This window comes from Microbacterium sp. ZXT2-5 (assembly GCF_055329545.1).
In genome coordinates this window covers 2,211,301-2,232,955 of sequence record NZ_JBUZWD010000001.1, presented here as the reverse complement: position 1 = coordinate 2,232,955, position 21,655 = coordinate 2,211,301, and the positions used below count along the sequence as shown (strand labels likewise).

At 70.7% G+C, this 21,655-nt stretch carries 20 protein-coding genes; 11 read left to right on the top strand and 9 right to left on the bottom strand.

From position 1 onward, the window contains the following. Positions 1-1,455, bottom strand: coding sequence for an aldehyde dehydrogenase family protein (locus tag ACZBH1_RS09725; RefSeq protein ID WP_336394644.1), 1,455 nt, complete (start codon positions 1,453-1,455; stop codon positions 1-3). Positions 1,456-1,761: 306 nt separating this feature from the next. Between ACZBH1_RS09725 and ACZBH1_RS09720 the strand changes: the two genes are divergently transcribed. The 4 genes from ACZBH1_RS09720 (at position 1,762) to ACZBH1_RS09705 (ending at position 7,139) form a co-directional block, all read left to right on the top strand. Beyond that, positions 1,762-4,455, top strand: coding sequence for an outer membrane protein assembly factor BamB family protein (locus ACZBH1_RS09720; RefSeq protein WP_463646257.1), 2,694 nt, complete (start codon positions 1,762-1,764; stop codon positions 4,453-4,455). Between the two features lie 207 nt (positions 4,456-4,662). After that, a complete protein-coding gene (locus ACZBH1_RS09715; protein ID WP_336394642.1) occupies positions 4,663-5,316 on the top strand; it encodes a TRAP transporter small permease in 654 nt (217 codons plus the stop codon). A 4-nt stretch (positions 5,317-5,320) separates the two neighbouring features. Next, positions 5,321-6,601: a TRAP transporter large permease gene (locus ACZBH1_RS09710; RefSeq protein ID WP_336394641.1), complete on the top strand. Its 1,281-nt coding sequence runs from the start codon at positions 5,321-5,323 to the stop codon at positions 6,599-6,601. Between the two features lie 82 nt (positions 6,602-6,683). Further along, positions 6,684-7,139, top strand: coding sequence for a type II 3-dehydroquinate dehydratase (locus ACZBH1_RS09705; RefSeq protein WP_452324743.1), 456 nt, complete (start codon positions 6,684-6,686; stop codon positions 7,137-7,139). 9 nt (positions 7,140-7,148) lie between these two features. Here the strand turns inward: ACZBH1_RS09705 and ACZBH1_RS09700 are convergent, their stop codons facing one another. Beyond that, complete coding sequence (locus tag ACZBH1_RS09700) at positions 7,149-8,510, bottom strand: FAD-dependent oxidoreductase (RefSeq protein WP_452324744.1); 1,362 nt, start codon at positions 8,508-8,510, stop codon at positions 7,149-7,151. A 29-nt stretch (positions 8,511-8,539) separates the two neighbouring features. Further along, positions 8,540-9,622 (bottom strand): Gfo/Idh/MocA family protein, encoded by a 1,083-nt coding sequence (locus tag ACZBH1_RS09695; RefSeq protein WP_336394638.1) that lies wholly within the window; start codon positions 9,620-9,622, stop codon positions 8,540-8,542. A gap of 315 nt (positions 9,623-9,937) precedes the next feature. Between ACZBH1_RS09695 and dctP the strand changes: the two genes are divergently transcribed. Then, the gene (gene dctP, locus ACZBH1_RS09690) at positions 9,938-10,996 is read left to right on the top strand and encodes a TRAP transporter substrate-binding protein DctP (protein WP_336394637.1); all 1,059 of its coding nucleotides are present in this window, start codon (positions 9,938-9,940) and stop codon (positions 10,994-10,996) included. Between the two features lie 62 nt (positions 10,997-11,058). Here the strand turns inward: dctP and ACZBH1_RS09685 are convergent, their stop codons facing one another. After that, complete coding sequence (locus ACZBH1_RS09685) at positions 11,059-11,820, bottom strand: IclR family transcriptional regulator (RefSeq protein ID WP_463646256.1); 762 nt, start codon at positions 11,818-11,820, stop codon at positions 11,059-11,061. Between the two features lie 5 nt (positions 11,821-11,825). Further along, positions 11,826-12,584 carry an IclR family transcriptional regulator gene (locus ACZBH1_RS09680; protein WP_336394635.1) on the bottom strand — a complete coding sequence of 253 codons (759 nt, stop codon included), beginning with the start codon at positions 12,582-12,584 and terminating at the stop codon, positions 11,826-11,828. A gap of 132 nt (positions 12,585-12,716) precedes the next feature. Between ACZBH1_RS09680 and ACZBH1_RS09675 the strand changes: the two genes are divergently transcribed. From ACZBH1_RS09675 to ACZBH1_RS09660, 4 genes are read left to right on the top strand one after another with little or no spacing between them, the layout of a single operon-like run. Continuing rightward, positions 12,717-14,564: a bifunctional sugar phosphate isomerase/epimerase/4-hydroxyphenylpyruvate dioxygenase family protein gene (locus ACZBH1_RS09675; protein WP_463646255.1), complete on the top strand. Its 1,848-nt coding sequence runs from the start codon at positions 12,717-12,719 to the stop codon at positions 14,562-14,564. Further along, a complete protein-coding gene (locus tag ACZBH1_RS09670; RefSeq protein WP_463646254.1) occupies positions 14,561-14,863 on the top strand; it encodes a Dabb family protein in 303 nt (100 codons plus the stop codon). The genes ACZBH1_RS09675 and ACZBH1_RS09670 overlap by 4 nt, the downstream gene beginning before the upstream one ends. Then, on the top strand, positions 14,860-15,792 hold the full coding sequence (locus ACZBH1_RS09665) for a shikimate dehydrogenase (RefSeq protein ID WP_378885366.1): 933 nt from the start codon (positions 14,860-14,862) through the stop codon (positions 15,790-15,792). Before ACZBH1_RS09670 ends, ACZBH1_RS09665 begins: the two co-directional genes overlap by 4 nt. Next, entirely contained in the window at positions 15,789-16,463 is a 675-nt protein-coding gene (locus ACZBH1_RS09660; protein ID WP_378885363.1) for a TetR family transcriptional regulator, read from the top strand. The genes ACZBH1_RS09665 and ACZBH1_RS09660 overlap by 4 nt, the downstream gene beginning before the upstream one ends. Before the next feature lie 38 nt (positions 16,464-16,501). Here the strand turns inward: ACZBH1_RS09660 and ACZBH1_RS09655 are convergent, their stop codons facing one another. The 3 genes from ACZBH1_RS09655 to ACZBH1_RS09645 all read right to left on the bottom strand — a co-directional run bounded on the left by ACZBH1_RS09655 (position 16,502) and on the right by ACZBH1_RS09645 (position 19,162). Then, on the bottom strand, positions 16,502-17,269 hold the full coding sequence (locus tag ACZBH1_RS09655) for an IclR family transcriptional regulator (protein WP_378885360.1): 768 nt from the start codon (positions 17,267-17,269) through the stop codon (positions 16,502-16,504). Between the two features lie 2 nt (positions 17,270-17,271). After that, positions 17,272-18,012: an IclR family transcriptional regulator gene (locus ACZBH1_RS09650; RefSeq protein ID WP_463646253.1), complete on the bottom strand. Its 741-nt coding sequence runs from the start codon at positions 18,010-18,012 to the stop codon at positions 17,272-17,274. Positions 18,013-18,196: 184 nt separating this feature from the next. After that, positions 18,197-19,162 (bottom strand): ThuA domain-containing protein, encoded by a 966-nt coding sequence (locus tag ACZBH1_RS09645; RefSeq protein ID WP_336394628.1) that lies wholly within the window; start codon positions 19,160-19,162, stop codon positions 18,197-18,199. 243 nt (positions 19,163-19,405) lie between these two features. Between ACZBH1_RS09645 and ACZBH1_RS09640 the strand changes: the two genes are divergently transcribed. Then, positions 19,406-19,831 carry a pyridoxamine 5'-phosphate oxidase family protein gene (locus ACZBH1_RS09640; RefSeq protein ID WP_336394627.1) on the top strand — a complete coding sequence of 142 codons (426 nt, stop codon included), beginning with the start codon at positions 19,406-19,408 and terminating at the stop codon, positions 19,829-19,831. Positions 19,832-19,897: 66 nt separating this feature from the next. Beyond that, positions 19,898-21,094, top strand: coding sequence for a DNA polymerase IV (dinB, locus tag ACZBH1_RS09635; protein ID WP_463646252.1), 1,197 nt, complete (start codon positions 19,898-19,900; stop codon positions 21,092-21,094). A 52-nt stretch (positions 21,095-21,146) separates the two neighbouring features. Here dinB and ACZBH1_RS09630 read toward each other — a convergent pair whose 3' ends face one another. Then, a complete protein-coding gene (locus ACZBH1_RS09630; protein WP_463646251.1) occupies positions 21,147-21,644 on the bottom strand; it encodes a flavodoxin family protein in 498 nt (165 codons plus the stop codon). Between the last annotated feature and the right edge of the window lie 11 nt (positions 21,645-21,655).

Below are 21,655 nucleotides of genomic sequence, written 5' to 3'. Positions count from 1 at the left end.
TCACCGGGTCACCGCCGTCGCCGCCGCCGCTGCCGACTCGAGCGCGGCGTCGTAGAAGTCGCCGAACAGCTCCTCGTCCGAGGGGCGGTCCTCGGCGATGGCGCGCGAGACCCATGTCGTGTTCAGGTAGTGCCGCAGCGAGACGTTCTCGGAGGTGATGTTCCCGCCCCAGGTGCCGCAGCCCATCGACGAGGTCATCGGCATCCCGTTCGTGAAGGCCCCCGCGTTCGCCTTCGAGTTGGGCTGTCGCACCATGATCCGCGAGACCGGCATGTGCTGCGCGAAGTAGTCGATGTGCGCGTCGTCGGTCGACGCGATGCCGCACGAGTGCCCCTTGCCGCCGATGTCGTACAGCCGCTTGGCGACCTCGACGCCGTCCTCGAAGGTGCCGTCGTACGGGTGCACCGCCATCAGCGTCGTGAGCTTCTCCTTGCAGAACTGCCGATCCTCGGCGATGCCGTCGCCCTCGACGAGGATGAACCGCGACTCCGCGGGGATCTCGAAGCCCGCCGCCTTCGCGAGCGCCTGGGGCGAGATGGCCACCGTGTCGGGCAGCCGATGCCCTTCGTCGTCCCACATCACGCGCTGCAGCGCCGACCGCTCGTCGGTGGACGCCAGATACCCCCCTTCGGCCTGCAGGGCCTCGAGCATCTCGCGGTAGCGCGACGCAGGCACCAGCACGTTGCCGTCCGCCGAGCACCCCGAGCCGAAGTCCGAGGTCTTGGAGATCATGCAGTTGCGGGCGGTCTCGCCGATGTCGGCCGTCTCGTCGACGAACTCCGTGGCGTTTCCCGCGCCGACCCCGTACGCCGGGGTCCCGGAACTGTACGCGGCGCGCACGAGCCCCTGACCACCGGTGGCGATCACGAGGTCGGAGCGCGCCATGATCTCCTGGGATGCGGCGAGGCTCGGCAGGGTGATGCACTGCAGGATGTCGGCGGGGGCGCCCTCCGCCTCGAGGGCCTCCCGCATGAGCCGCACGGTCTCGAACGTCGTGTGCTTCGAACGGGGGTGCGGCGAGAACACGACGACGTCGCGCGCCTTGATCGCGTAGATCGCGTTGCCCGCCGGGGTCAGGTCGGGATTCGTGGTCGGCACGATGCAGCCGATGATGCCGACCGGCTTGCCGTACTTGACGAGGCCCTTCTCGGCGTCCTCCTCGATCACGCCGACCGAGGGGCTGCGCAGCGCGTCGCGGAGCACGCCGCGGATCTTCATGCGCTTGTTCATCCGGCTGTCGAAATCGCCGAGTCCCGACTCCTCGATGCCCATCCCGACGAGCCGGTGAAAGGTGGAGCGGTTGGCCACCGCCCACGCGACGGCCTGGATCAGGCGGTCGACGCGCGCCTGGTCGTAGGTCTCGATGACGGCGAGAGCCGCACGCGCGCGGGCGAAGACCTCGTCGAGTTCCTGCTCCTGTTCCGGCGACAGGGATTTGGGTGCTGAAGCAGCCATGACAACTCCGTCCATGGGCGTGGGGTGCCGACTGCCGCATGCTATGCACGCCCGGTCACCGCCGACAAAGGGTGTCCCACTGGGCAGTAAGCCCACGGCACTCCGGTCACCGGGCCACCCCGCCACGAGAGGTTGTGCCACTCGATGGGCCGCAGGGTTGTCCCGCCGTGTGCCCGGGGTTAGCGTCCGAGCGCCGACCGTTCGACCGATCCCTCGGATCGGGAGTCCGGACGGCATTCCCCACGATGGCTCCGGGCGGGCGCGAGCCCGCCCGGGGCCGGATCGAAGATGATCAAGGAGCAAGGGATGCGCAAACGACTGACCACGAGGTTGGGAGCTGCGGGGATCGGGGCGCTGGCGCTGGCGCTCGCCGTCGCCGCCTCACCCGCCTACGGACTGGTGAGGCCCGCCGAGCCGGTCCCCCCTGCGGGACTGACCGGCGTCGACCCGACGGGCGCCGACATGCCGACGGTGGGAGGGAACCTCGGCAATCAGCACTACTCCGGCCTGACGCAGATCACGAAGCAGAACCTGAAGGATCTGGCGCCGGCGTGGCGCACGCACGTGTCGGCGGTCGCGCCCGCGAGCGACGACACGGGCCAGCAGACGACCCCCATCGTCGTGGACGGCGTCCTCTACCTCGACACCCCGAGCGGCGGCGTCATCGCGGTCGACGGCGTGACGGGCGATCCCGTCTGGAAGTGGGAGAACACCGTCTACGGGCTGTCGGGCACCCGCCGCGGCGTGTCGGCCGGCGACGGCCTGATCTTCACGCTCGCGGGCGGCAATCGCGTCGTGGCCCTGGACCAGGAGACCGGCGCCGAAGTCTGGGCGGTGCAGCCCACCGGCGCGAACGGCGAGGACCTCGGGCGCGTCGGCAAGGTCGCGACCGTGTACTACGACGGAATCGTCTACGCCCACGCCGCCGACGGCGACCGGGGTGCGGTCGTGGCGCTGGACTCGAGCGACGGCTCGTACCTGTGGCACTTCTTCGGCGGCCCCAAGCGCGGCGAGCAGTTCACCGGCGTGGACGGCGTCACCTTCGACGCCTCCGAGACGTGGGGCCCGGTCCTTCCCGACGGCACGGACTGCGCCGAGGAAGGCGGCGCGACGTCGTGGATCCACGGCGCCGTCGACCCCGAGCTGAACTTCTACTACATGACGTTCGGCAACGCCCGCAGCTGCACGTCCTCGCAGAACGGGTCGCTCCGCCCCGGCGACAACCTGTTCTCGACCACCATGGTGGCGGTGGATGCCTCGACCGGCGCCTACAAGTGGCACTACCAGTCGATCCACCACGACGTGTGGGACATGGACAACGTGCATCCGCCGACCCTCGCCGACATCGAGATCGACGGCGCGGAGCGCAAGGTCGTGTTCTACGGCAGCAAGTCGGGTCACCAGTTCGTGCTCGACCGCACGAACGGCCAGCCGGCGCTCCCCGGCACCGAGAAGGAGATGATCACCGACTCGCGGCAGCTGCACTCCGAGACGCAGCCGTTCCCGGAGCACCGCCTGCTGCCCGAGTGCCTCGTGTGGCAGAAGCTCGACCCCGACAACATCCCGGGCGACCCGTGGCGTGCGGTGCCGAACTACAACGGCTACCAGCCGGACGCCGAGGGCAACCTCGTCTTCAACCCCGACAGCTACGTCGCGGTCGACGAGCCGTACCTGACGTACCCGGAGGGCCACGTCGGTCACCGCGAGGGCTGCATGTACGACCCGCAGTGGGACGTGCCGATCCTGTCGACGACGAGCCAGAACGGCGGCGGCGACTGGTCGAACAACTCGTACAGCCACAGCACGAACCTCGTGTACTTCCCGTACGGCACCAACCCGGTGGCGCACTGGAACGGCGCAGCGGCCAACGGCCAGCGCGCGATCGGCCAGTACCAGACCGGCGGCATCCTCGCCTACGACGCGTCCACCGGCGAGGTCGCGTGGCAGAACCACCTCGGCACGGACATGTCGCACGGCCAGGGACCGATGACCACGGCATCCGATCTGCTCTTCGTCGGCCAGATCGACGGACGCGTGCTGGCCATGGACGCCGGGTCGGGCGAGGTGCTCTGGGAGTTCCAGACCGGCTCCGGCATCGCGGCGGCGCCCGTCACCTACGAGGTCGACGGCGAGCAGTACGTCGCGGTCTTCGCGGCCGGGTCGACGAACCCGTACGGCAACTCGGTCACCCAGGGCGACTCGCTGTGGTCGTTCAAGCTCGGCGGTCGCTACACCACCGAGTCGGGCAGCCAGGAGGGGCCGATGACCGCACCGCTGTCGATCCGTCGCCCGGTGAGCGGCGCGGCCGTGGAGGGCGCCACGGTGAACAACACCGTGCTGCTCGCGCGGTCCAGCCGAACCGCCGACACGGCCGCGGCACGCGACAGCGTGGCGCAGGCCGGCATGCAGCCGACCAACCTGCGGGTGCCGGTCGGCACGACGGTGACGTTCCGCAACCCGGGGGCCGAGACGTTCCCGAACTTCCCCAACCTGAAACCGCACTGCGCCACGCAGTTCTTCGAGGGCGAGTTCAACGTCAAGCTGCAGCCGGGAGAGACGTACCAGCACACGTTCACGCGTGCCGGCGAGTACTTCTTCAACGACTGCACCGACCCGCGGCCGACAGGCAAGATCGAGGTCTACCTGGCTCCGCAGGACCAGCCGGGCGCCCTCACCTTCACTCCGGGCACGCTGCAGCTGGGGTCGGGCACCGGGCTGTTCACCGGTGTGAACGGCAAGGTCACGGCGCAGTTCGACCTGCCCGCCGGGTACACCTATGACAGTGGCGCGGTGCTCGTGACGCCGCTCTCGTCCACGCCGGTGGACGCCTCGAAGGTGACGGCCAACAAGAACCGGATCATCCTCCAGTTCGACGCGACTGAGGTCGACAACAACGTGCCGACCGGGGAGGCGAGCCTCACCGTGAGGGTCAACGCCCTGAACCCCCAGGGGGTTCAGGAGCAGCTGACCTCGACGGCCGCGGTGACCGTCGTCAAATAGTCCGCTCCGCACCTCGCACCGGCCCGCCCCCGTCGCCCGCGACGGGGGCGGACCGGCGTGTGCGGCCCGTGTCCCATTCGGCGAAACTCGTCTTTGCAGGCAGGCGCGCGGCGGCCAGAGTCGCAGGGGCGGTGCACGTTCGACCCCGCTTCGCCCCGCATCGACAGAGAGGTTGGCAATGCACCAGCAGACCGTGGCGGTGACGCCATGACAGACAAGCCCGGGGAGGAGCCCGACCAGGGCCCGGCACCCGACCCCGACCGGTCCGCCCCCCGCCCGGCGGAGCCGGGGGTCGGGGACTCGATCTACCCCCACACCAACACGTACTACACCAGCCCCAAGCTCAACCAGGGCGTGCCGGCGGACCCGATGTTCATCCGGATCCTGTCGACGATCGAGATCACGATCGGCGTCGTCCTGTTCGCTCTCATCGTCTTCGGCGTGATGTACCAGGTGCTCGGCCGCTACTTCCCCTCGATCAGCTGGGTCGGTGCCGGTGAGGTCGCGCTGCTGTCGATGATCGCGCTGACCTTCATCACGACCGGCTACCTCGTGGGACGCAACGGCCACATCGTGCTCGAGATCTTCGACGAGCTGCTCGCCGGCACGAAGCTCTTCGTCGCGCTGCGCGTGATCTCCGCGGTGATCATGGTGGCCACGTGCCTCGTCCTCGCCTACGAAGCGTGGGTGAAGATCGACGTCGAATGGGGCCGGCTCAGCGCCGCGATGCACGTGCCGATCGGCGTGCTGTACGTCTTCGCGCTCGTCGGCTTCGTCTCGGCGGCGATCCACTCCGCGTTCAAGATCCCGTACGCGAACCGCCCCGAGCGCAAGCTCGACATCGGCGAGATGGAAGGCTGACGAATTGGATCTCTGGCTCTACATCCTGCTGTTCGTCGTCCTCCTGCTGCTGCGGGTGCCCGTCGCGTTCTCGATGATCGCGGCGAGCATGCTGTACTTCTACAGCCACGGCCTGTCGGCGGGATATGCGATCACCTCGGTCGTGAACGGCATCAACAGCTTCCCCCTGCTGGCCGTCCCGCTCTTCATCTTCGTCGGCACCATCGCCAACCACCTCGGCATCGCGACGCGGCTGTACGACCTCGCCCGCGCCCTGCTGCCGCGGCTGCCCGGCAACCTCGCCTACGTCAACCTCGGCACCGCGATCGGGTTCTCATGGATCAGCGGCTCCGCCCTGGCCGACGCCGCCTCCACGAGCAAGGTGCAGATCCCGCAGATGCTCAAGGCCGGATACCCCTACGGGTTCTCCGCGGGCCTGACGGCCTCGGGATCGCTCATGAGCACCGTCATGCCGCCGAGCATCCCCGCCGTGCTCTTCGCCGCGACGGCGTCGATCTCGACCGGCGCGCTGTTCGCGGGCTCCATCATCCCCGCCATGCTCATGGCGCTCGGCCTCGCGCTGTACATCTTCATCTGGGTCAAGCGCCACCCGAAGGTGGCCGTGGCCCGGCCTTTCGACGGCTCGATGCTGGCGAAGGCCTCCGTGCGGGTGATCGGTCCCGCGCTGCTTCCGGTCATCATCCTCGGCGGCATCTTCAGCGGATGGTTCACCCCCACCGAGAGCGCGGGCATCGCGGCGGTCTACATGCTCCTGCTGGGTCTGATCTACCGCACGCTCACCCTGCAGGTGTTCTGGAGGGCCGCGAAGGAGACGGTCGTCATCTCGGGCGGCATCCTGCTGATCCTCGGCGCGTCGAACCTCATGGGACAGGTGCTCGCACGTGAGCAGGTTTCGCGGGCGCTGGGTGAATGGCTCACCGGGCTCACCGACAACCCGCTGCTGTTCCTGCTGATGCTCAACGTCCTGCTCATCCTGCTCGGCATCCCGCTCGAGGCGCCGCCGGTGATCCTCGTGCTCGTGCCGATCCTCATGCCGATCATCGGGCAGTTCGGGATCGACCCGGTGCAGCTCGGCGTCATCATGATCCTCAACCTGATGATCGGATCGCTGACACCACCGGTCGGCGCAGTGCTGTTCGTCGTCGGCTCCATCACCCGAAGGCCGATGGGCGAACTGTTCCGGGGCATCCTGCCGTTCCTGATCCCGCTGGGAGCCGTGCTGCTGCTGCTGACGGTGTTCCCGGTGATCGTCACGTTCCTGCCGACACTGCTCGGCCTGATGTAGCTCGGTGATCCTGGCCGGCGGGTCTCACGAAGCCGATCCGTGGGACCCTTCGGGCAGGATACCGCCGCAGAGAGGAAGCAGCATGACGAACAGGCTCTTCGTGCTCAACGGCTCCAACCTCAACATGCTCGGCATGCGGGAGCCGGAGCTGTACGGGACCGCCACGCTCGAGGATGTGCGGGCCGACTGCGAACGTGTCGCCGCCGAGCTCGGCTTCGAGCTGCTCTTCGCGCAGACCAACGCCGAGCACCAACTCGTCGAGTGGGTGCACGAGGCGTTCCGTCAGCAGGCGGTCGTCGTGATCAACCCGGCAGGTTTCAGCTTCAACTCGGTGCCGCTGCTGGATGCGCTCCACATGCTGACGACGCCGGTCATCGAGGTGCACATCACGAACATCCACGCCCGCGACGCCGTCCACCAGCACTCCCTGATCTCGACCGTGGCCCGGGTCGTCATCGCCGGAGCGGGCGTCTACGGGTACGAGCTGGCCATCCGGGCCGCCGGCCGGCTCACCGCCCGCGCCGGCGACGACGGCTGAGCGCCTCGATCAGGCGGCCGCGATCGAGTCGGCGGCGGTGACGCCGAAGACGAGCGCCTTGGTGAGCGCCGTGCCGGTCATATACGACGCGCCGTGGAATCCGCCGGCGACCTCGCCGGCGGCGTAGAGGCCGTCGATGCGGGTGCCGTCCACGCGCAGCACGCCGGCATCGGGCGCGACGCGCAGCCCGCCGAAGGTCGAGGTCATGGCCGTCACGGCGGCGTACGCGTAGAACGGCGGCGAACCGAGCGGGGTGAGGGCCCCCACGCCGTTGACCAGGCCCGTGCGGCCGAAGGGGTCGCCACCGGACGCCGACACCGCACGGTTGTATTCCGAGACGGTGCGCTCCAGGCTGCGCGGCGGGATGCCGAGCCCGGCCGCCAGGTCCGGGATCGTCGGGGCGCTCACGAGGTGTCCCAGCTCCTCGAGGCGCTCCATGTCGGACAGAGGCACGCCGGGCCGCGAGCGCGCCCGCACGACGGCGTCGAAGATCTGGAAGGCGGTGCGGCCGGGCTGGCTCAGCACCGCGGCGCCGAGCACCTTGTACGACTCGGACTCGTCGGCGAAGCGCTCCCCGAGCGCGTTCACGAGGATGGCGCCGAGGTAGTTGGCGGTGAGGAGCTCATGCTCGTCGTCAGTCGCCTCGGCGTGCTGTCCATAGGTGCCCGAGACATGGCCGATGTCGGCGAGGCCGGCCCCCAGCAGCCATGCCATGCGCAGCCCGTCGCCGGTGTTGCCGACGCCGCCGTACGGCATGGCGGCGGCCTGGGCGGGGACGAAGAGGTCCAGCAGCTCGCGGCTGCGCGAGAAGCCCCCGCTCGCGAGAACGACGCCCGCGGGGGCCGGGAGCACCTCGCCGGCCGACTCGATGCCGACGACCCGGGAACCCTCCACGATGAGGCGTTCGGCGGCGCGGCCGGGAAGGATCACCGCTCCGGCGGCGGCGGCTTCGGCCTCGAGATGCGCCGCCAGGTCCCGGACGCGCACCAGGTGCGCCCGCGCGACGGACATGCCCGCGCTGACCTTGAGCTCGTCCGTCCACGCGCCGGCGCGGTCGATCGCCTCGACGGCGTGCGCCTGGCCGGCGACGAGCGCGCGCAGCAGCGACTCGTCCGCGAACCCGCCGCCGGTGTCGCGCATGTCGGAGAGGAAGAGATCGTCGGAGTCGGCCACCGCCGCGCGTCGCTGGAGCGCCGTGCCCGACAGCGCGAACCATCCGCCGCTGAGCGCTGTGCTGCCGCCGAGGTGGGAGCGCTTCTCGACGAGGGCGACGCGCCGGCCGCTCGCGGCGAGGCGCTGCGCCGCCGCCACTCCCGCGAGCCCACCGCCGACGACGATCGCGTCGAACTGCCCGCCGCCCCGCTGCGTCATGACTGCTCCCTTCCCCGCGCCCGCCCGGGTCATTCCCGTCCCGCTTCCACGTCAGTGCGGAACCGCGCGACGTCGACGGTGCGCCGCGTGCGCGCGGCCAGCGCTGCGGCCTCGACGAGCGCGAGCGTGCGCGACGCGTCCTCGGCCGAGACGAGGGGCTCCGCCTCGCCGCGGACGACGTCGGCGAAGTGCTCGAGCTGACGCTGGAACGATCCGCGCGGCACGACGGGCAGGTAGGTGCGCGACAGCGGCGAGTGCCAGTCCGGCTCGACGGACGCGTCGTACGCGTACCGCGCGAGGTTCGGCACGGAGAGCGCGGCCCGGGTGCCGACGAAGCGGTAGGCGACGCCGTCGGGCAGGAAGGGGAACGCCGCGGTCTCCTCTGTGGCCTGGTCCCATCCCCACGGCGAGACGCCCGCGTCGGAGGCGAGGAAGCTGCCCACGACGCCGTTCTCGAACCGGAGGCTCAGCGACACCGTGTCCTCGACCTCGAGACCGCGCGCGTGCGAGCTCTGCATCGCCTGGATCTCGACCACCTCGCCGCAGAGATGCCGCAGCAGGTCGAGGTCGTGCACCACGTTGATGAGGAGCACACCGGCGCCCGGCCGGCTGTGCCACGGCATGTCGGTGAAGTACGCGTCCTCCTTGCGAGCCGACCACAGTCCGCTGACCGCGACGACCTGGCCGAGCTCGCCGTCGCGTATCGCCGCGCGGGCCCGTGCCACGGCGGGGTGGTGGCGCCGGTGGTGCCCGACGAGGAGTCGGCCGCGCCTGCGCTCGACGGCCTCGACCAGCCGCAGCGACTGGGCGTAGTCCACCGCGGCGGGCTTCTCCAGCAGCACCGCGACGCCCGCCTCGAGGCACTCGAGGGCGGTGTCGACGTGCAGCGCGTTCGGGTTGGCGATGATCACCGCGTCGACCTGGCCGGCATCCAGCATCCGCTCGGTCGACTCGTGCACCGCACACCCGAAGGCGTCCGGCGGCAGCACCGGATCGGCGACCGCCGTGAGCGCCATCCCGGGCGCCGCCCGGATGAAGTCGATGTGCTGGCGTCCCATGAAGCCGGCGCCGACCACGCCGAGCCGGATGATCGCGGGATCGGATTCGGTCACCGGGCCTCCCTGCATGCTGACCGTCGGCGGGTGCGGACCGAGCGTACGACACCGGCGACCGGCGCTCGCGGCGCGTTCCATTCAGCGGTGAGGAGCGCAGCGGACAGCGCCGCATCCGCCTGTTCCACTCGACGGGACATCGCTTTGCCAACGGTTCGAAGTCGGTCAGAGTCGGCACTGCCACCGGGCCGAAACGTGACATCGTGGTCGACGACGAACTCCCGTGCGAAGGCGTCGATCCCGAAGTCCCGCTCCGGCCATCGAATGTCACGTCAGACCTTGCACGAGGACGTGCACAGAACAGAGGAGAGTCCCATGAGCACAGCCCGCTCGACGCGCCGACGCCGATTCGCCGCGTCGGTGCTCGCAGCCACCGCCCTCGTCGTCACCGGCTGCGCCGGCGGCGAGGCCGCGCCCGACGAGACCGGCGACGGAGCCACATCCGAGAACAGCCCGGTCACGCTCACCGTCGCCACGAGCCAGAACGAGCAGACGCCGAACTACTTCTGCGGTGTCGAGCTGCTCAAGGAGCGACTGGAGGAGGCAGACATGGGCTTCACCGTCGACCTCTACCCCGCCAGCCAGCTCGGCCCGGACGCCGACCGCTTCCCGCAGGTGCAGGCCGGCGACATCGACATCGATCTGCAGGGCGCGTCCGCGCTCAGCGCCACCTACGAGCCCATCGGGGTGGTCGACGCGGCGTACGCCTTCGACGACGTCGACCACGCGTTCCAATGGATCGACGAGAACTCGGAGGACCTGTTCACGGGCTTCCACGAGGCGACCGGCGTCAACATCGTGGACGGCTGGTTCTTCGGCAACCGCACCTTCACCACCAAGGACGTCGAGGTCACCAGCCCCGACGACCTGGCCGGCGTCCCCATCCGGTTCCCCAACTCGCCGATCTTCCTCGCCAACGCCGAGGCGCTCGGCGTGACGAGCCCGGTATCGGTGGCGGTCGAGGAGGTCTACACCGCCCTGCAGCAGGGCATCGCCGTCGGACAGGAGAACCCGATCGTGGCGACCCGCTCGTCGAGCTACGACGAGGTGCTCAACACCGCGATCCTCAACAACCACAACGTCGGCATCCACTGGATCCTCGTCAGCGACAAGACCTACGAGAAGATGAGCGACGAGCAGACCGCGCTCCTCGAGGAGACGATCCGCGAGATCCGCCCCGAGAACCGCGACTGCGTGGACGAGGCGACCGAGGAGATCCTCGACGAGTACCGCGGTGACGACAACTTCACCGTGGTCGAGACGGAGGACGTCGACATGGACGCCTTCATCAGCCAGGCGGAGGAGTTCTTCAACGGCTACTTCACCGGTGAGAACCTCGAGGCCTACCAGGCGATCCGCGAGACCGCGGGCTGATCTGACGCAGACGACGAACGGGGTGGGCGCCGGCGCCCACCCCGTTCGTCGTCGCCGGCGGGTCAGGCGTCAGGCGTCGTGTCCAGCCGGCGGCTCAGCGTGAGCGCGGCCGCGCGCACGGCCGGCGCGAGGCGGTCGGGCGCCGCCTCCGATGCGGGGGCGGTCACCGAGATCGCCGCGACCGGCTCGCCGCCGTGGCCCAGGATCGCGGATGCCACGCACACGCGGTCCTTTGAGCACTCCTCCGTGTCGGTGGCGACGCCGAGCCGCCGGACGTCGGTGAGTTCACGCGCCAGGACCGCGGGGTCGGAGATCGTGCGGGGCGTGCGCTGCGGCAGCCCGTCCTTGAGTCGCTCCACCCCCTCCCGGCGCGAGAACGCCAGCAGGACCTTGCCGAGAGCGGTCGCGTGAGCGGGCAGGCGTCCGCCGATGCTCGCCGGCGGCGCGCAGCCGCCCTCCGCGCGAACGATCGCGAGGATCACGACATCGGCGCCCTCCAGCACGGCGAGGCTCGCCGTGCGACCGGTGACATCGCGCAGCTCGGTCATCACCGGGTGCGCGAGGTGCCGCAGGCGGCGCGGCTTCTCGACGGTCTGCGCCAGCTCGAACAGCCGGACGCCGAGGTAGAGCTTGTCGCCCTCGCGGTCGAGGAAGCGCTGCGCCACGAGATCGCCCGCGATGCGCGACACCGTCGACTTCGGGAGGTTCGCGCGGCGGGCCAGCTCCGACACCCCCAGCCCCTCGTCGTGCTCTCCGAACGCGTCGAAGACCGCGGTCACGCGGTCCAGCACGGTGACCGAGTCGGTCCATCCTGCGGTGCGCATGGAGCTCAGGCGGCCGTGAGCCGGCGGCTCACGTTCGTTCCGGCCGCGCGCACCAGCGGGGCCACGCGCTCGGGGTCCATGGCACCGCTCGGGCCCGCGATCGAGATCGCGCCGAGCACGGCACGGTCGTTCGAGAGCACCGGGCTCGCGACGGCGAGGATGCCGGGATAGGACTCGCCCATGTCCAGCGCGACGACGGAGTGGCGCACATGCGAGAGCTCGTCGCGGAAGTGGTCGGCGTCGGCACGGGCGAGCGGCGCGCTCACGCGATCGACGATCCCCTGGTCGCCGCAGAACGCGAGGTAGGCCTTGCCGCTGGCGGTCGTCAGCGCCGGGGTGCGCATGCCCGCGCGTGTCGGGAGCATGGGGACCCGGCCGGCGACCGTCGCGATCGAGACCATGTCGGTGCCTTGCTGCACCCAGAGGCCGACGCGTTCGCCGGTGACCTCCCGCAGTTGACGGATGACGGGCGCCGCGGCGCCGAGGAGCCGGCGAGGAACGCTCGCACGGGCGCCGAGCTCGAACAGCCGCAGCCCGAGGGTCACTCCCTCATCGGTGCGCTCGAGATAGCGCTGGCCGGCCAGCTCGGCCACGAGCCGGGAGACGGTCGACTTCGGCAGGCGGGTCAGGGCGGCGAGGTCGGTGACCGAGAGCGACCCGCCCGAGTCCTTCACCGCGTCGAGGATGCTGATCATGCGGTCGAGCACGGACACCGGTGCGTCGTGGCGAGCCGGACTCGTGTTCCATTCGGCGAGACTCTCCATCGAGCATCCCCTCCCAGCGGCTTGAATCGTCGTCGATCGCGCTTCGCTTCGAACGTACTAGTTAGTACACATCCATGCAATGCTGTTCCGAGAATCACGCGGGCACCAGCGTCGGTGCTCCAGAAAGGCGCCATGCGCACCTCGATCGCCACGGTCTGCCTGAGTGGCACCCTCGATGAGAAGCTCGTCGCAGCGCAGGCCGCGGGCTTCGACGGAGTGGAGATCTTCGAGCCCGACCTGGTCGCCTCCCCCCGGTCCCCGGAGGAGATCCAGGCGCGGGCGGACGAGCTCGGATTGACCCTCGACCTGTATCAGCCGTTCCGCGATTTCGAAGGTGTGGGTCCCGAGCTCCTCGAGCGCAACCTGCGCCGCGCCGCCGCGAAGTTCGGCCTCATGAACCGCCTGGGGATCGACACGATCCTGCTGTGCAGCAACGTCGCGACCGCTCGCAGCGGCGACGAGCAGCTGGCGGCGGCGCAGCTGCGGCAGCTCGGCGATCTGGCGCAGGGCTTCGGCGTCCGGGTCGCGTACGAGGCGCTCGCCTGGGGCCGGTTCGTCGACAGCTACGAGACCGCGGCGCGCATCGTGCGCATCGCCGACCATCCCGCCATCGGGCTCTGCCTGGACAGCTTCCACATCCTGTCGAAGGGGCACAGCCCCGAGGCCATCGAAACCATCCCCGCCGAGAAGATCTTCTTCGTGCAGATGGCTGACGCGCCGCTTCTCACGATGGACGTGCTCTCCTGGAGCCGGCACCACCGCGTCTTCCCCGGCGAGGGCGGCTTCGATCTCGGCGCCTTCATGGCGCACCTCATCCGCACCGGCTACGACGGCCCGGTCTCGCTCGAGATCTTCAACGACACGTTCCGCCAGACCGACGCCCTCGCCACGGCGATCGACGGGCGCCGCTCGCTGCGCTGGCTCGAGCACGAGGCGGCGGCGGCGCTGGGCTCGGGCGCGGGCGGCGGCGCCGCCCGCATGCGGACGAGCCGGCTGCCGGGCGTCGCGTCCCCCGCCGACGTCAACTACGTCGAGCTCAGGACGACCGAGCTGCCCGAGCTGCGGCGCCTGCTCGGGCAGCTGGGCTTCCGCTCGCACGGCGCGCACCGCAGCAAGGCCGTGGAGCTGTGGTCGCAGGGTGCCGCGCGGGTCGTGCTCGGAGCGCCCGACACCGATCACCGGCAGCCGACCGTCGCCGGCATCGGCTTCTCGGTGAGCGACCCCGCCACGGCCGTGCGTCGCGCCGAGGACCTGTTCGCGCCCGACGTGCCGCGACAGGAGGGTGCAGGCGAGGAGCCGCTCGTGGGGGTGCGCACCCCGGACGGGTCGGAGGTGTTCTTCGGCGCGGACGGCGGCGGCGAACCTCGCTGGGTCGGCGAGTTCGGGCGCCCCTCGGACCCCGATGCGGGACTCATCGAACGGGTGGACCACATCAACCTCGCCCAGCCGTGGCAGCACTTCGATGCGGCCGTGCTCTTCTTCCTCTCGGTGCTGGACCTGCACGCCGAGGCATCCGTCGAGGTCGCCGCACCGGTGGGGCTCGTGCGCAGTCAGGTGCTGCGCAGCGCCGACGGCATCGTGCGGATCGCCCTCAACCTCGTGCCGTCGGGCGCCCGCGACGACGCTATCCTGCCCCAGCACATCGCCTTCGCGAGCAGCGATGTGCTCGCGCTGGCGCGGGCCGCGCGCGACCGCGGGTTCGCGCCGCTGGACATCCCCGCGAACTACTACGACGACATCGAGGCGCGCTACCTGATCGAGCCCGGGCTGCTCGCCGACCTCCGGGAGCTGAACGTGATGTACGACCGGGACGACTCCGGTGAGTTCCTGCACTTCTACACGCAGCCGGTCGGCACGGTGTTCCTCGAAGTCGTCGAACGGCGCGAGGGGTACGCCGGGTACGGCGCGCTCAACGCCCCGGTCCGCCTCGCCGCCCAGTATCAGCATCGGCGCGCGGCCCGAGAGGAGGCCGCCCGATGATCCGGCACGTCGCCGTGTTCCGGTTCGTCTCCGCGTTCACCGCGGAGGAGCGCCGCCACTGGATATCGCTCCTGCGGGCGCTGCCCGCGCAGATCCCCGAGCTGCGCAGCATGAGCGTCGGCGAAGACGTGCTCGCGGGTCCGGCGTCGCACGAGCTCGCGATCGTCGCGGACTTCGACGACCTGGACGGGCTCGCTGCGTACACACGTCATCCCGCCCACGAGGAAGTGCTGCGCATCTCCGCGCCGGTCAAGGCCTCGCTCGCCACGGTCGACTTCGAGATCCCCGACGCGACGTGACCGATCAGACACCTCGCCCCGGATCGTCGCCCCACCCGCCTCGGGGGCGCTACCTCGTCGGCCTGATAGGCGAGGGGATCGCGGCATCCCTCACTCCCCCGATGCACGAGGCGGAGGCGGCCGCGCTCGGACTGGACTACGAGTACCGCATCCTCGACCTCATCGCCCTGGGACGGCCGGCCACCGACGTCGGCGACCTCCTCGCCGATGCGCGGTCGGCCGGGTTCACCGCCATGAACATCACCCATCCCTGCAAGCAGCTCGTCGTCGACCTCGTCGACGAACTCGACGCGGATGCCGCGCACCTGCAGGCGGTGAATCTCGTCGTTTTCGACGAGGGCGGCCTCGTCGGCTACAACACGGACTGGATGGGCTTCCGGGAGGGCCTGGACGCCGGTCTCCCCGGCGTGGCGTTCGACCGCGTTGTGCAGATCGGCTGCGGCGGCGCCGGCGCGGCGACGGCCTACGCGCTGCTCTCCCACGGCACGTCGAGACTCGACCTCTTCGATGCCGACCCCGCCCGCGCCGACGACCTCGCCGCGCGCATGCGCGCCCACTTCCCCTCGCAGACCGTCGCCACCGCCATGCCGGACGACCTCCCCGGGATCATCGCGCAGGCCGACGGCGTCGTCCACGCGACCCCGCTCGGCATGCTCCACCACCCGGGCGTCGCCTTCGACGTCGGGCTGCTGCAGCCGGGCGCCTGGGTGTCGGACGTCGTGTACCGGCCGCTCGAGACCGAGCTCATCCGGCGAGCGCGCGAGCGCGGCCATGCCGTGCTCGACGGCGGACGGATGGCCGTGGGTCAGGCGTGCGCTAGTCTCCGAATCATCACGGGCGTGGCGCCCGATCGGGAACGGATGGAGCGACACTTCCGTGCGCTCATCAGCGCTGAGGAGGACTCCAGCGCTGGAGGGAGCCCGCGATGAGAGACGAGGCGAGCGAGCTGCGCGACGGCGGGACGACCGAGCGCGCCGCCCGGACGCAGGACGACATCCTCGAGGTGGCCACCGCCGAGTTCGCGGCGAACGGATACGCGGGCGCCCGCGTCGACGAGATTGCGGCGCGGACCCGCACGACCAAGCGCATGATCTACTACTACTTCGGCTCGAAGGAGGGGCTGTACCTCGCCGTCCTCGAGCGCGTGTACGCCCAGATCCGGCGGGTCGAGCGCGGAATCAACATCGAGAAGCTCTCCCCCGCCGACGCCCTGCGCACGGTCGCCGAGGCCACGTACCACCACCACACGACGCACGAGGCGTTCATCCAGCTGGTGAGCATCGAGAACATCCACCGGGCGGAGCACGTCCGCCAGTCCCAGACGATCCTCCGCGAGAACGCCACTGCCATCACCCTGTTGCAGGAGGTCATCGAGCGGGGCGTGCAGGACGGCTCCTTCCGAGATGACGTGGACGCGGTGGACGTGCACATGATCATCAGCGCCTATGCCTGCTTCCACGTCGCCAACCGTCACACCTTCGCCGCCATCTTCGGGCGCGACATGCTCGATCCATCCCTGCAGGACTCCCACCGGCGCCTCATCGGCGATCTGGTGGTCGCGACGATGACCGATCGCGGAGCCGCCCGCCCGCAGCCCTGAGCCACGCGGATCGCCGCGCGCGGACGAGGCCGGACCGCTCACCCCCCGCGAGCGGCCTGCGCGATGCGGCGCGACAGGGACAGGGCTGCGGCGTCCACCGCCTCCGCGGCCCGGTCGAGGTCGAAGGCGTCTGCCGCGCCCGACACGCCGATGGCCGCCGCCACCGCCCCGTCCGGTGCGAAGACCGGGCTCGCCACCGCCCAGACGCCCGCCGTGGACTCCTCCAGCTCGACGGCCGGCCGCCCTTCGCGGATCGAGGCGAGCTGGCGCCGGATCTGCGTGGGATCCATGACGGTGGCGGAGGCGGATGCCGTCGGCGCCGGCCCGAGGGCGGCATCGACGTCTTCCGGCTCCGCGTGTGCGAGCACCGCCTTGCCGAGGGCAGTGGCGGCCACCGGGAACCGTCCGCCGGTCCGGATCGCGAGCGGGGTTCCGGCACGCCCGCGCATCGCGGCGAGGCACACCATCTGCCCGCCGTCGCGGATCGCCAGGAGGACGTTCTCCCCCGTCGCATTGCGCAGCCCTGCCATCACCGGCAGGGCGGCGATCCGCAGCTCGCGGGGCTCCTCCGCGAGCTGGCCGAGCTCGAACAGCCGCAGCCCCAGGTGGATCCGCCGCCCATCCCGCTCGAGGTACCGCTGTCGCACGAGCGTCGCGACGAGGCGCGACACCGTCGACTTCGGCAGGCCCGCGCGCGTCGCCAGCTCCGACAGCCCCAGGCCACGGTCATCCTCGTCGAAGGCGTCCAGGATGGCCGTCATCCGGTCGAGCACGCCGAGCGCGTCGGTGGAGGCATCCGCTGCCATGCTCAGGCCACCTGCGACGCCAGCCTGTGCGTGAGCGCGAGCGCCGCGTGGCGCACGAGCGGCGCGATCCGCTTCGGATCCATGTCGCTCACCGGACCCGCGACGGAGATCGCGGCGACCGGCAGACGCTCGGGCGAGAGGATGGGGCTGGCCACGCCCACCACGCCCGGGAAGGTCTCGCAGCGGTCCACGGCGACCCCGTCCGAGCGGACCGCCGCCAGCTCCTGCTCGAGCCTGCCGCGCTCGTACCGGTCGGAGCCCGCCATCACCGCGTCGATGACGGCGCCGTCGGCCGTGAACGCGAGCACCGCCTTGCCGAGGGCCGTCGTCGCCGACGGCACCCGAACCCCCGCCCGGGACGGCACCGGCCGCAGCCGGCCGCGGACGGAGATCACAGAGAGCATCTGGCATCCCTCCTGAACGGCGACGTTGAGGTGCTCACCTGTGGCATGGGACAGCTCGGCGAGCACGGGAAGGGCGGCCAGACTCAGCCGGCGCGGGGTGCTGGCGCGCGCCCCGAGCTCGAAGAGCCGGAGCCCGATGACCACGCCGTCCTCTCCGCGGGTGAGGTACCGCTGGCGCACGAGATCGGCGACGAGGCGCGAGACGGTGGACTTGGGGATGCCGGTGGCGACGGCGAGCTGGGTGATGGTGGTCGAGCCGTTGGACTCCCGGACGGTCTCGAGGATGGCGAGGATCCGGTCGAGCACGGAGACCGGCTCGTCTCTGTGGGCGGATCGCATGTGGGCAGTATCCGTCCAGTTCCGAAGCCCCGGCAAGCAAACCGGGCCCTCACCCCGCGATGGTCCCGCCCAGTGGAACAGCGCCCGCGCAGAACCGTCGGTGCACGGCGGAGGGGCCCGAACCCGCCGCGGCCGGCGGGTTCGGGCCCCTTGTGGAATCACTCTTCGAGGGGCTCCGCGGGTGTCAGGCCGTGCAGAACGGCTTGATCCCCATGACGCTCTCCAGGCCCTCCACCACGTGCTGCTGGAAGAAGTCGTCGCCCGTGAGCGGCGCATCCGTCCAGGCGGCGACGTCGTGTCCCAGCGTGGTCAGCCACGAGCGGCCGCCGTCGTAGTACTGGCACCAGCTCACCGGGTGGTGCTCACCGTGGCCGGCCACCGTGGCCTCGCTCGTGGCCTGGTCCACCTCGAGGAGGACGTTGACGAAGCTCGGGTACGGCGTCAGGTTGTACCACTCGTCCTTGAACCCCCACGTCTCGGGCATGAACGACGTCGAGACGTCCCGGTTGTTGACGGTCTCGACCGTCCCTTCGCGGTTCGGGCCGTGGTTGTAGAAGTTCGCACCGCCGAGGAGGCCCTCGTAGTGCTCCCAGTGGTACTCGGCGCCGAAGGCGTTGTGGATCCCGACGAAGCCGCCGCCGCCGCGGAGGTACTGCATCAGGTTGGTCTGCGCCGTGTCATCGAGCGTGTCGCGGTTCGAGCTCAGGAAGACGACGGCCTGGTAATTGTTCAGGCGGGTGAAGCTGGCCAGATCCTCGGTGTAGTCCACGGCGATCCCGCGCTCCTCCGCCCACGCCTTCAGCGCCGACTGCGCGACGTTGTTGGCGTTGAGCGGCGGGTTCATCCCCGGGCCGAGCGCGGTTCCGAGGTGCGCGTGACGAGGTCCGGCGGTGCGGCTCCAGATCAGGATGCGCTTCTGCTCACCCTCCTTCCAGCCGTTGCCCCACTCGTTGTAGCACTCCGGGTCGACGCCGCGGCACACGCCGTAGTCCTTGATCTCGTCGAGGTAGATCTGGCTCGCGGTCGCGGGCTGGCCGCCGAGCCCGTTCCCGTTGTCCTTGCTGCTCAGGGCGGCCGATCCGACGACCATGCCCGCGCCGAGCGCAGCCGCGGCGACGAGAGCGACTCCGGAGCGTATGAGCGATTTCATGTGATCTCCTTTGATCGTTGCTGCAGATTCCTCGGGTGCGCGAGACGCCGTCCGCCCGGGGCTGGTGCGAATCTAGGCGGGGCCCGTCGCGGCGGGCAAAGCCCGTTCCACCCAGTAAGCCGCGCGCGAGGTTCGACGCGGCATCCGCTAGCGACATCTCCGCGCGGAGCGAGTACAAAGGAAGCGAACGGGCGGACGAGTATCGGCGGTGATGGCGTCATGCAGGACACGAACGATGCGGTCGTGACACTCAGCGAGGAGCGGTGCTGGAACCTGCTCGCGCGACGCGAGCTCGGCCGTCTGGCCTTGGACGCCGACGGCGAGCCCGACATCTTCCCCGTGAACTACGTCGTGGACGGGTCGCGGATCCTCTTCCGGACCGCGCCGGGCTCGAAGCTGGCGACCCTCGCAGTGAGCCCTCGCGTCGCCTTCGAGGTGGACGAGTACGACGACACGTTCGCAGCGAGCGTGATCGTCAAAGGCGTGGCGGAGCGCCTCGACCGCCAGCGCGACATCGATGACGCCGACGCGCTGCCGCTGCGGCCGTGGATCCCGACCCTCAAGTACCGCTGGGTGCGCATCACTCCGACGCAGATCAGCGGGCGGTGGTTCCGGCGGACTCCCGAGCCCGACCGCTACCGGGCGTCGGCGGACGACCACACCACCTGAACCGCGCACCCGGTGTCCGCGGTCGGTGCGACGATTCGCACGACGGGGTGAGCGGCGGGAGGCGGCATGAGGGGCGAGGCGACCGTGCTGCACGCCGATCTCGACGCCTTCTACGCGTCGGTCGAGCAGCGCGACGCGCCCGCCCTCCGCGGCCGACCGGTCATCGTCGGCGGCGGGGTGGTGCTCGCCGCGAGCTATGAGGCCAAGGCGCGGGGCGTGCGCACCGCGATGGGCGGCCGCCAGGCCCGCGACCTCTGCCCGGATGCGGTGGTGGTCCCGCCGCGGATGGACGCCTACTCCGCCGCGAGCAAGGCGGTCTTCGCGATCTTCCGCGATACGACCCCCCTCGTGGAGGGCCTGTCCATCGACGAGGCGTTCCTCGAAGTGGGCGGGCTGCGCCGGCTGGCCGGCACCCCCGAGCAGATCGCCGTGCGGCTGCGCCAGCGGGTGCGCGCCGAGGTGGGGCTCGCGATCTCCGTCGGCGTGGCGAGGACCAAGTTCCTCGCCAAAGTGGCCAGCGCCGTCAGCAAGCCCGACGGCCTGCTGGTCGTCGAGCCCGAGCAGGAGCAGGCGTTCCTCCTCCCCCTCCCGGTCGAGCGGCTCTGGGGGGTCGGGGCCGCGACGGCTGCGAAGCTGCACGGCCTGGGCATCCACACCGTCGGAGAGCTGGCCGATCTGGAGGCGTCGACCGCCGAGCGGCTGCTCGGGAGGGCGGCGGGTTCGCATCTGCACGCGCTGGCGAGACTGCGCGATCCACGACCCGTCGACACCACGCGGCGTCGCGGGTCCATCGGCTCCCAGCGCGCGCTCGGGAGCCGCCCGCGCACGGCCGAGGAGCTCGACGTGATCCTCAGTCAGATCGTCGACCGGCTCGCCCGCCGTCTCCGCGACGGCGACCGGGTCTGCCGCACGGTGGTGCTGCGCCTCCGGTACGGCGACTTCGCGAAGGCCACCCGCTCCCACACCGTCCGCGCCCCCACCGACCGCACCGCGGTGCTCCTCGCCGTGGCTCGAGCGCTGCTCGCCGGGTCGCAGCCCGAGATCGACGAGCGCGGCATCACCCTGATCGGCGTCTCGCTGTCTCAGCTCGGCCGGGCCGACAGCATCCCCCCGGAACTGCCGATCGACTGGGACGACGGCGCTCGTCTCGACGTCGCACTGGATGCGGTGCGCACCCGCTTCGGCGCGGGCTCGGTCTCGCGAGCGACCCAGCTGGGGCGTGATCCCGGGTGGTCGACACCGCTCCTGCCCGAGCACGAGTGACGCGTCGAGGGGTCGCGCTCCGCGTAACGACGACCGTTTCGCGGACCTCCCGTTACAACGCGGCCGCGAGCTCCTCGCCCCACCGGCGGGCCCGCTCGAGCTCGCCGTCGGCGACCGGCCCCGAGTAGCCGTGCACGCCGAACGTCTGCGGTTTGGCCGCGGGCCGGAAGCCGAGTGCGACGAGGCGCTTCATCGCCTTCTTCGCGGCCGATCCCGGCAGGCGCGGGCTGGTGACGCGGGTGTCGAACGTCGCGACCGGGATGTCGCGATCGGGCGAGGCCAGCGATGCGATCCATTCACGGATGCCTCGGGGCGGGATGTTCTCCGCCCCCTGCTGCTGCGCCGACTCCCTCGTCTTCTCCGTCGACATCGAGAACGCGTGCGTCGGGCCGCCCACCACGAGGAGGTCGACGTCGCCCTCGAGCACCGCCGGGGCCGAGACGGCGTCGACCACGTCCGTGGATTCGAGCCCGAGGCCGGCGGCGATCTCGCGGGCGAGCTGCTCCGTGTTGCCCCAGAGCGTCTCGAACACCACTACTGCATGCATCATGCCTCCTTCGC

What these genes read in the sequence shown, in the direction of transcription:
- ACZBH1_RS09725 (WP_336394644.1), bottom strand. Translation starts at nt 1,455, where the DNA reads ATGGCTGCTTCAGCACCCAAATCCCTGTCGCCGGAACAGGAGCAGGAA.
- ACZBH1_RS09720 (WP_463646257.1), top strand. Translation starts at nt 1,762, where the DNA reads ATGCGCAAACGACTGACCACGAGGTTGGGAGCTGCGGGGATCGGGGCG.
- ACZBH1_RS09715 (WP_336394642.1), top strand. Translation starts at nt 4,663, where the DNA reads ATGACAGACAAGCCCGGGGAGGAGCCCGACCAGGGCCCGGCACCCGAC.
- ACZBH1_RS09705 (WP_452324743.1), top strand. Translation starts at nt 6,684, where the DNA reads ATGACGAACAGGCTCTTCGTGCTCAACGGCTCCAACCTCAACATGCTC.
- ACZBH1_RS09700 (WP_452324744.1), bottom strand. Translation starts at nt 8,510, where the DNA reads ATGACGCAGCGGGGCGGCGGGCAGTTCGACGCGATCGTCGTCGGCGGT.
- dctP (WP_336394637.1), top strand. Translation starts at nt 9,938, where the DNA reads ATGAGCACAGCCCGCTCGACGCGCCGACGCCGATTCGCCGCGTCGGTG.
- ACZBH1_RS09685 (WP_463646256.1), bottom strand. Translation starts at nt 11,820, where the DNA reads ATGCGCACCGCAGGATGGACCGACTCGGTCACCGTGCTGGACCGCGTG.
- ACZBH1_RS09680 (WP_336394635.1), bottom strand. Translation starts at nt 12,584, where the DNA reads ATGGAGAGTCTCGCCGAATGGAACACGAGTCCGGCTCGCCACGACGCA.
- ACZBH1_RS09675 (WP_463646255.1), top strand. Translation starts at nt 12,717, where the DNA reads ATGCGCACCTCGATCGCCACGGTCTGCCTGAGTGGCACCCTCGATGAG.
- ACZBH1_RS09670 (WP_463646254.1), top strand. Translation starts at nt 14,561, where the DNA reads ATGATCCGGCACGTCGCCGTGTTCCGGTTCGTCTCCGCGTTCACCGCG.
- ACZBH1_RS09660 (WP_378885363.1), top strand. Translation starts at nt 15,789, where the DNA reads ATGAGAGACGAGGCGAGCGAGCTGCGCGACGGCGGGACGACCGAGCGC.
- ACZBH1_RS09655 (WP_378885360.1), bottom strand. Translation starts at nt 17,269, where the DNA reads ATGGCAGCGGATGCCTCCACCGACGCGCTCGGCGTGCTCGACCGGATG.
- ACZBH1_RS09650 (WP_463646253.1), bottom strand. Translation starts at nt 18,012, where the DNA reads ATGCGATCCGCCCACAGAGACGAGCCGGTCTCCGTGCTCGACCGGATC.
- ACZBH1_RS09645 (WP_336394628.1), bottom strand. Translation starts at nt 19,162, where the DNA reads ATGAAATCGCTCATACGCTCCGGAGTCGCTCTCGTCGCCGCGGCTGCG.
- dinB (WP_463646252.1), top strand. Translation starts at nt 19,898, where the DNA reads ATGAGGGGCGAGGCGACCGTGCTGCACGCCGATCTCGACGCCTTCTAC.
- ACZBH1_RS09630 (WP_463646251.1), bottom strand. Translation starts at nt 21,644, where the DNA reads ATGATGCATGCAGTAGTGGTGTTCGAGACGCTCTGGGGCAACACGGAG.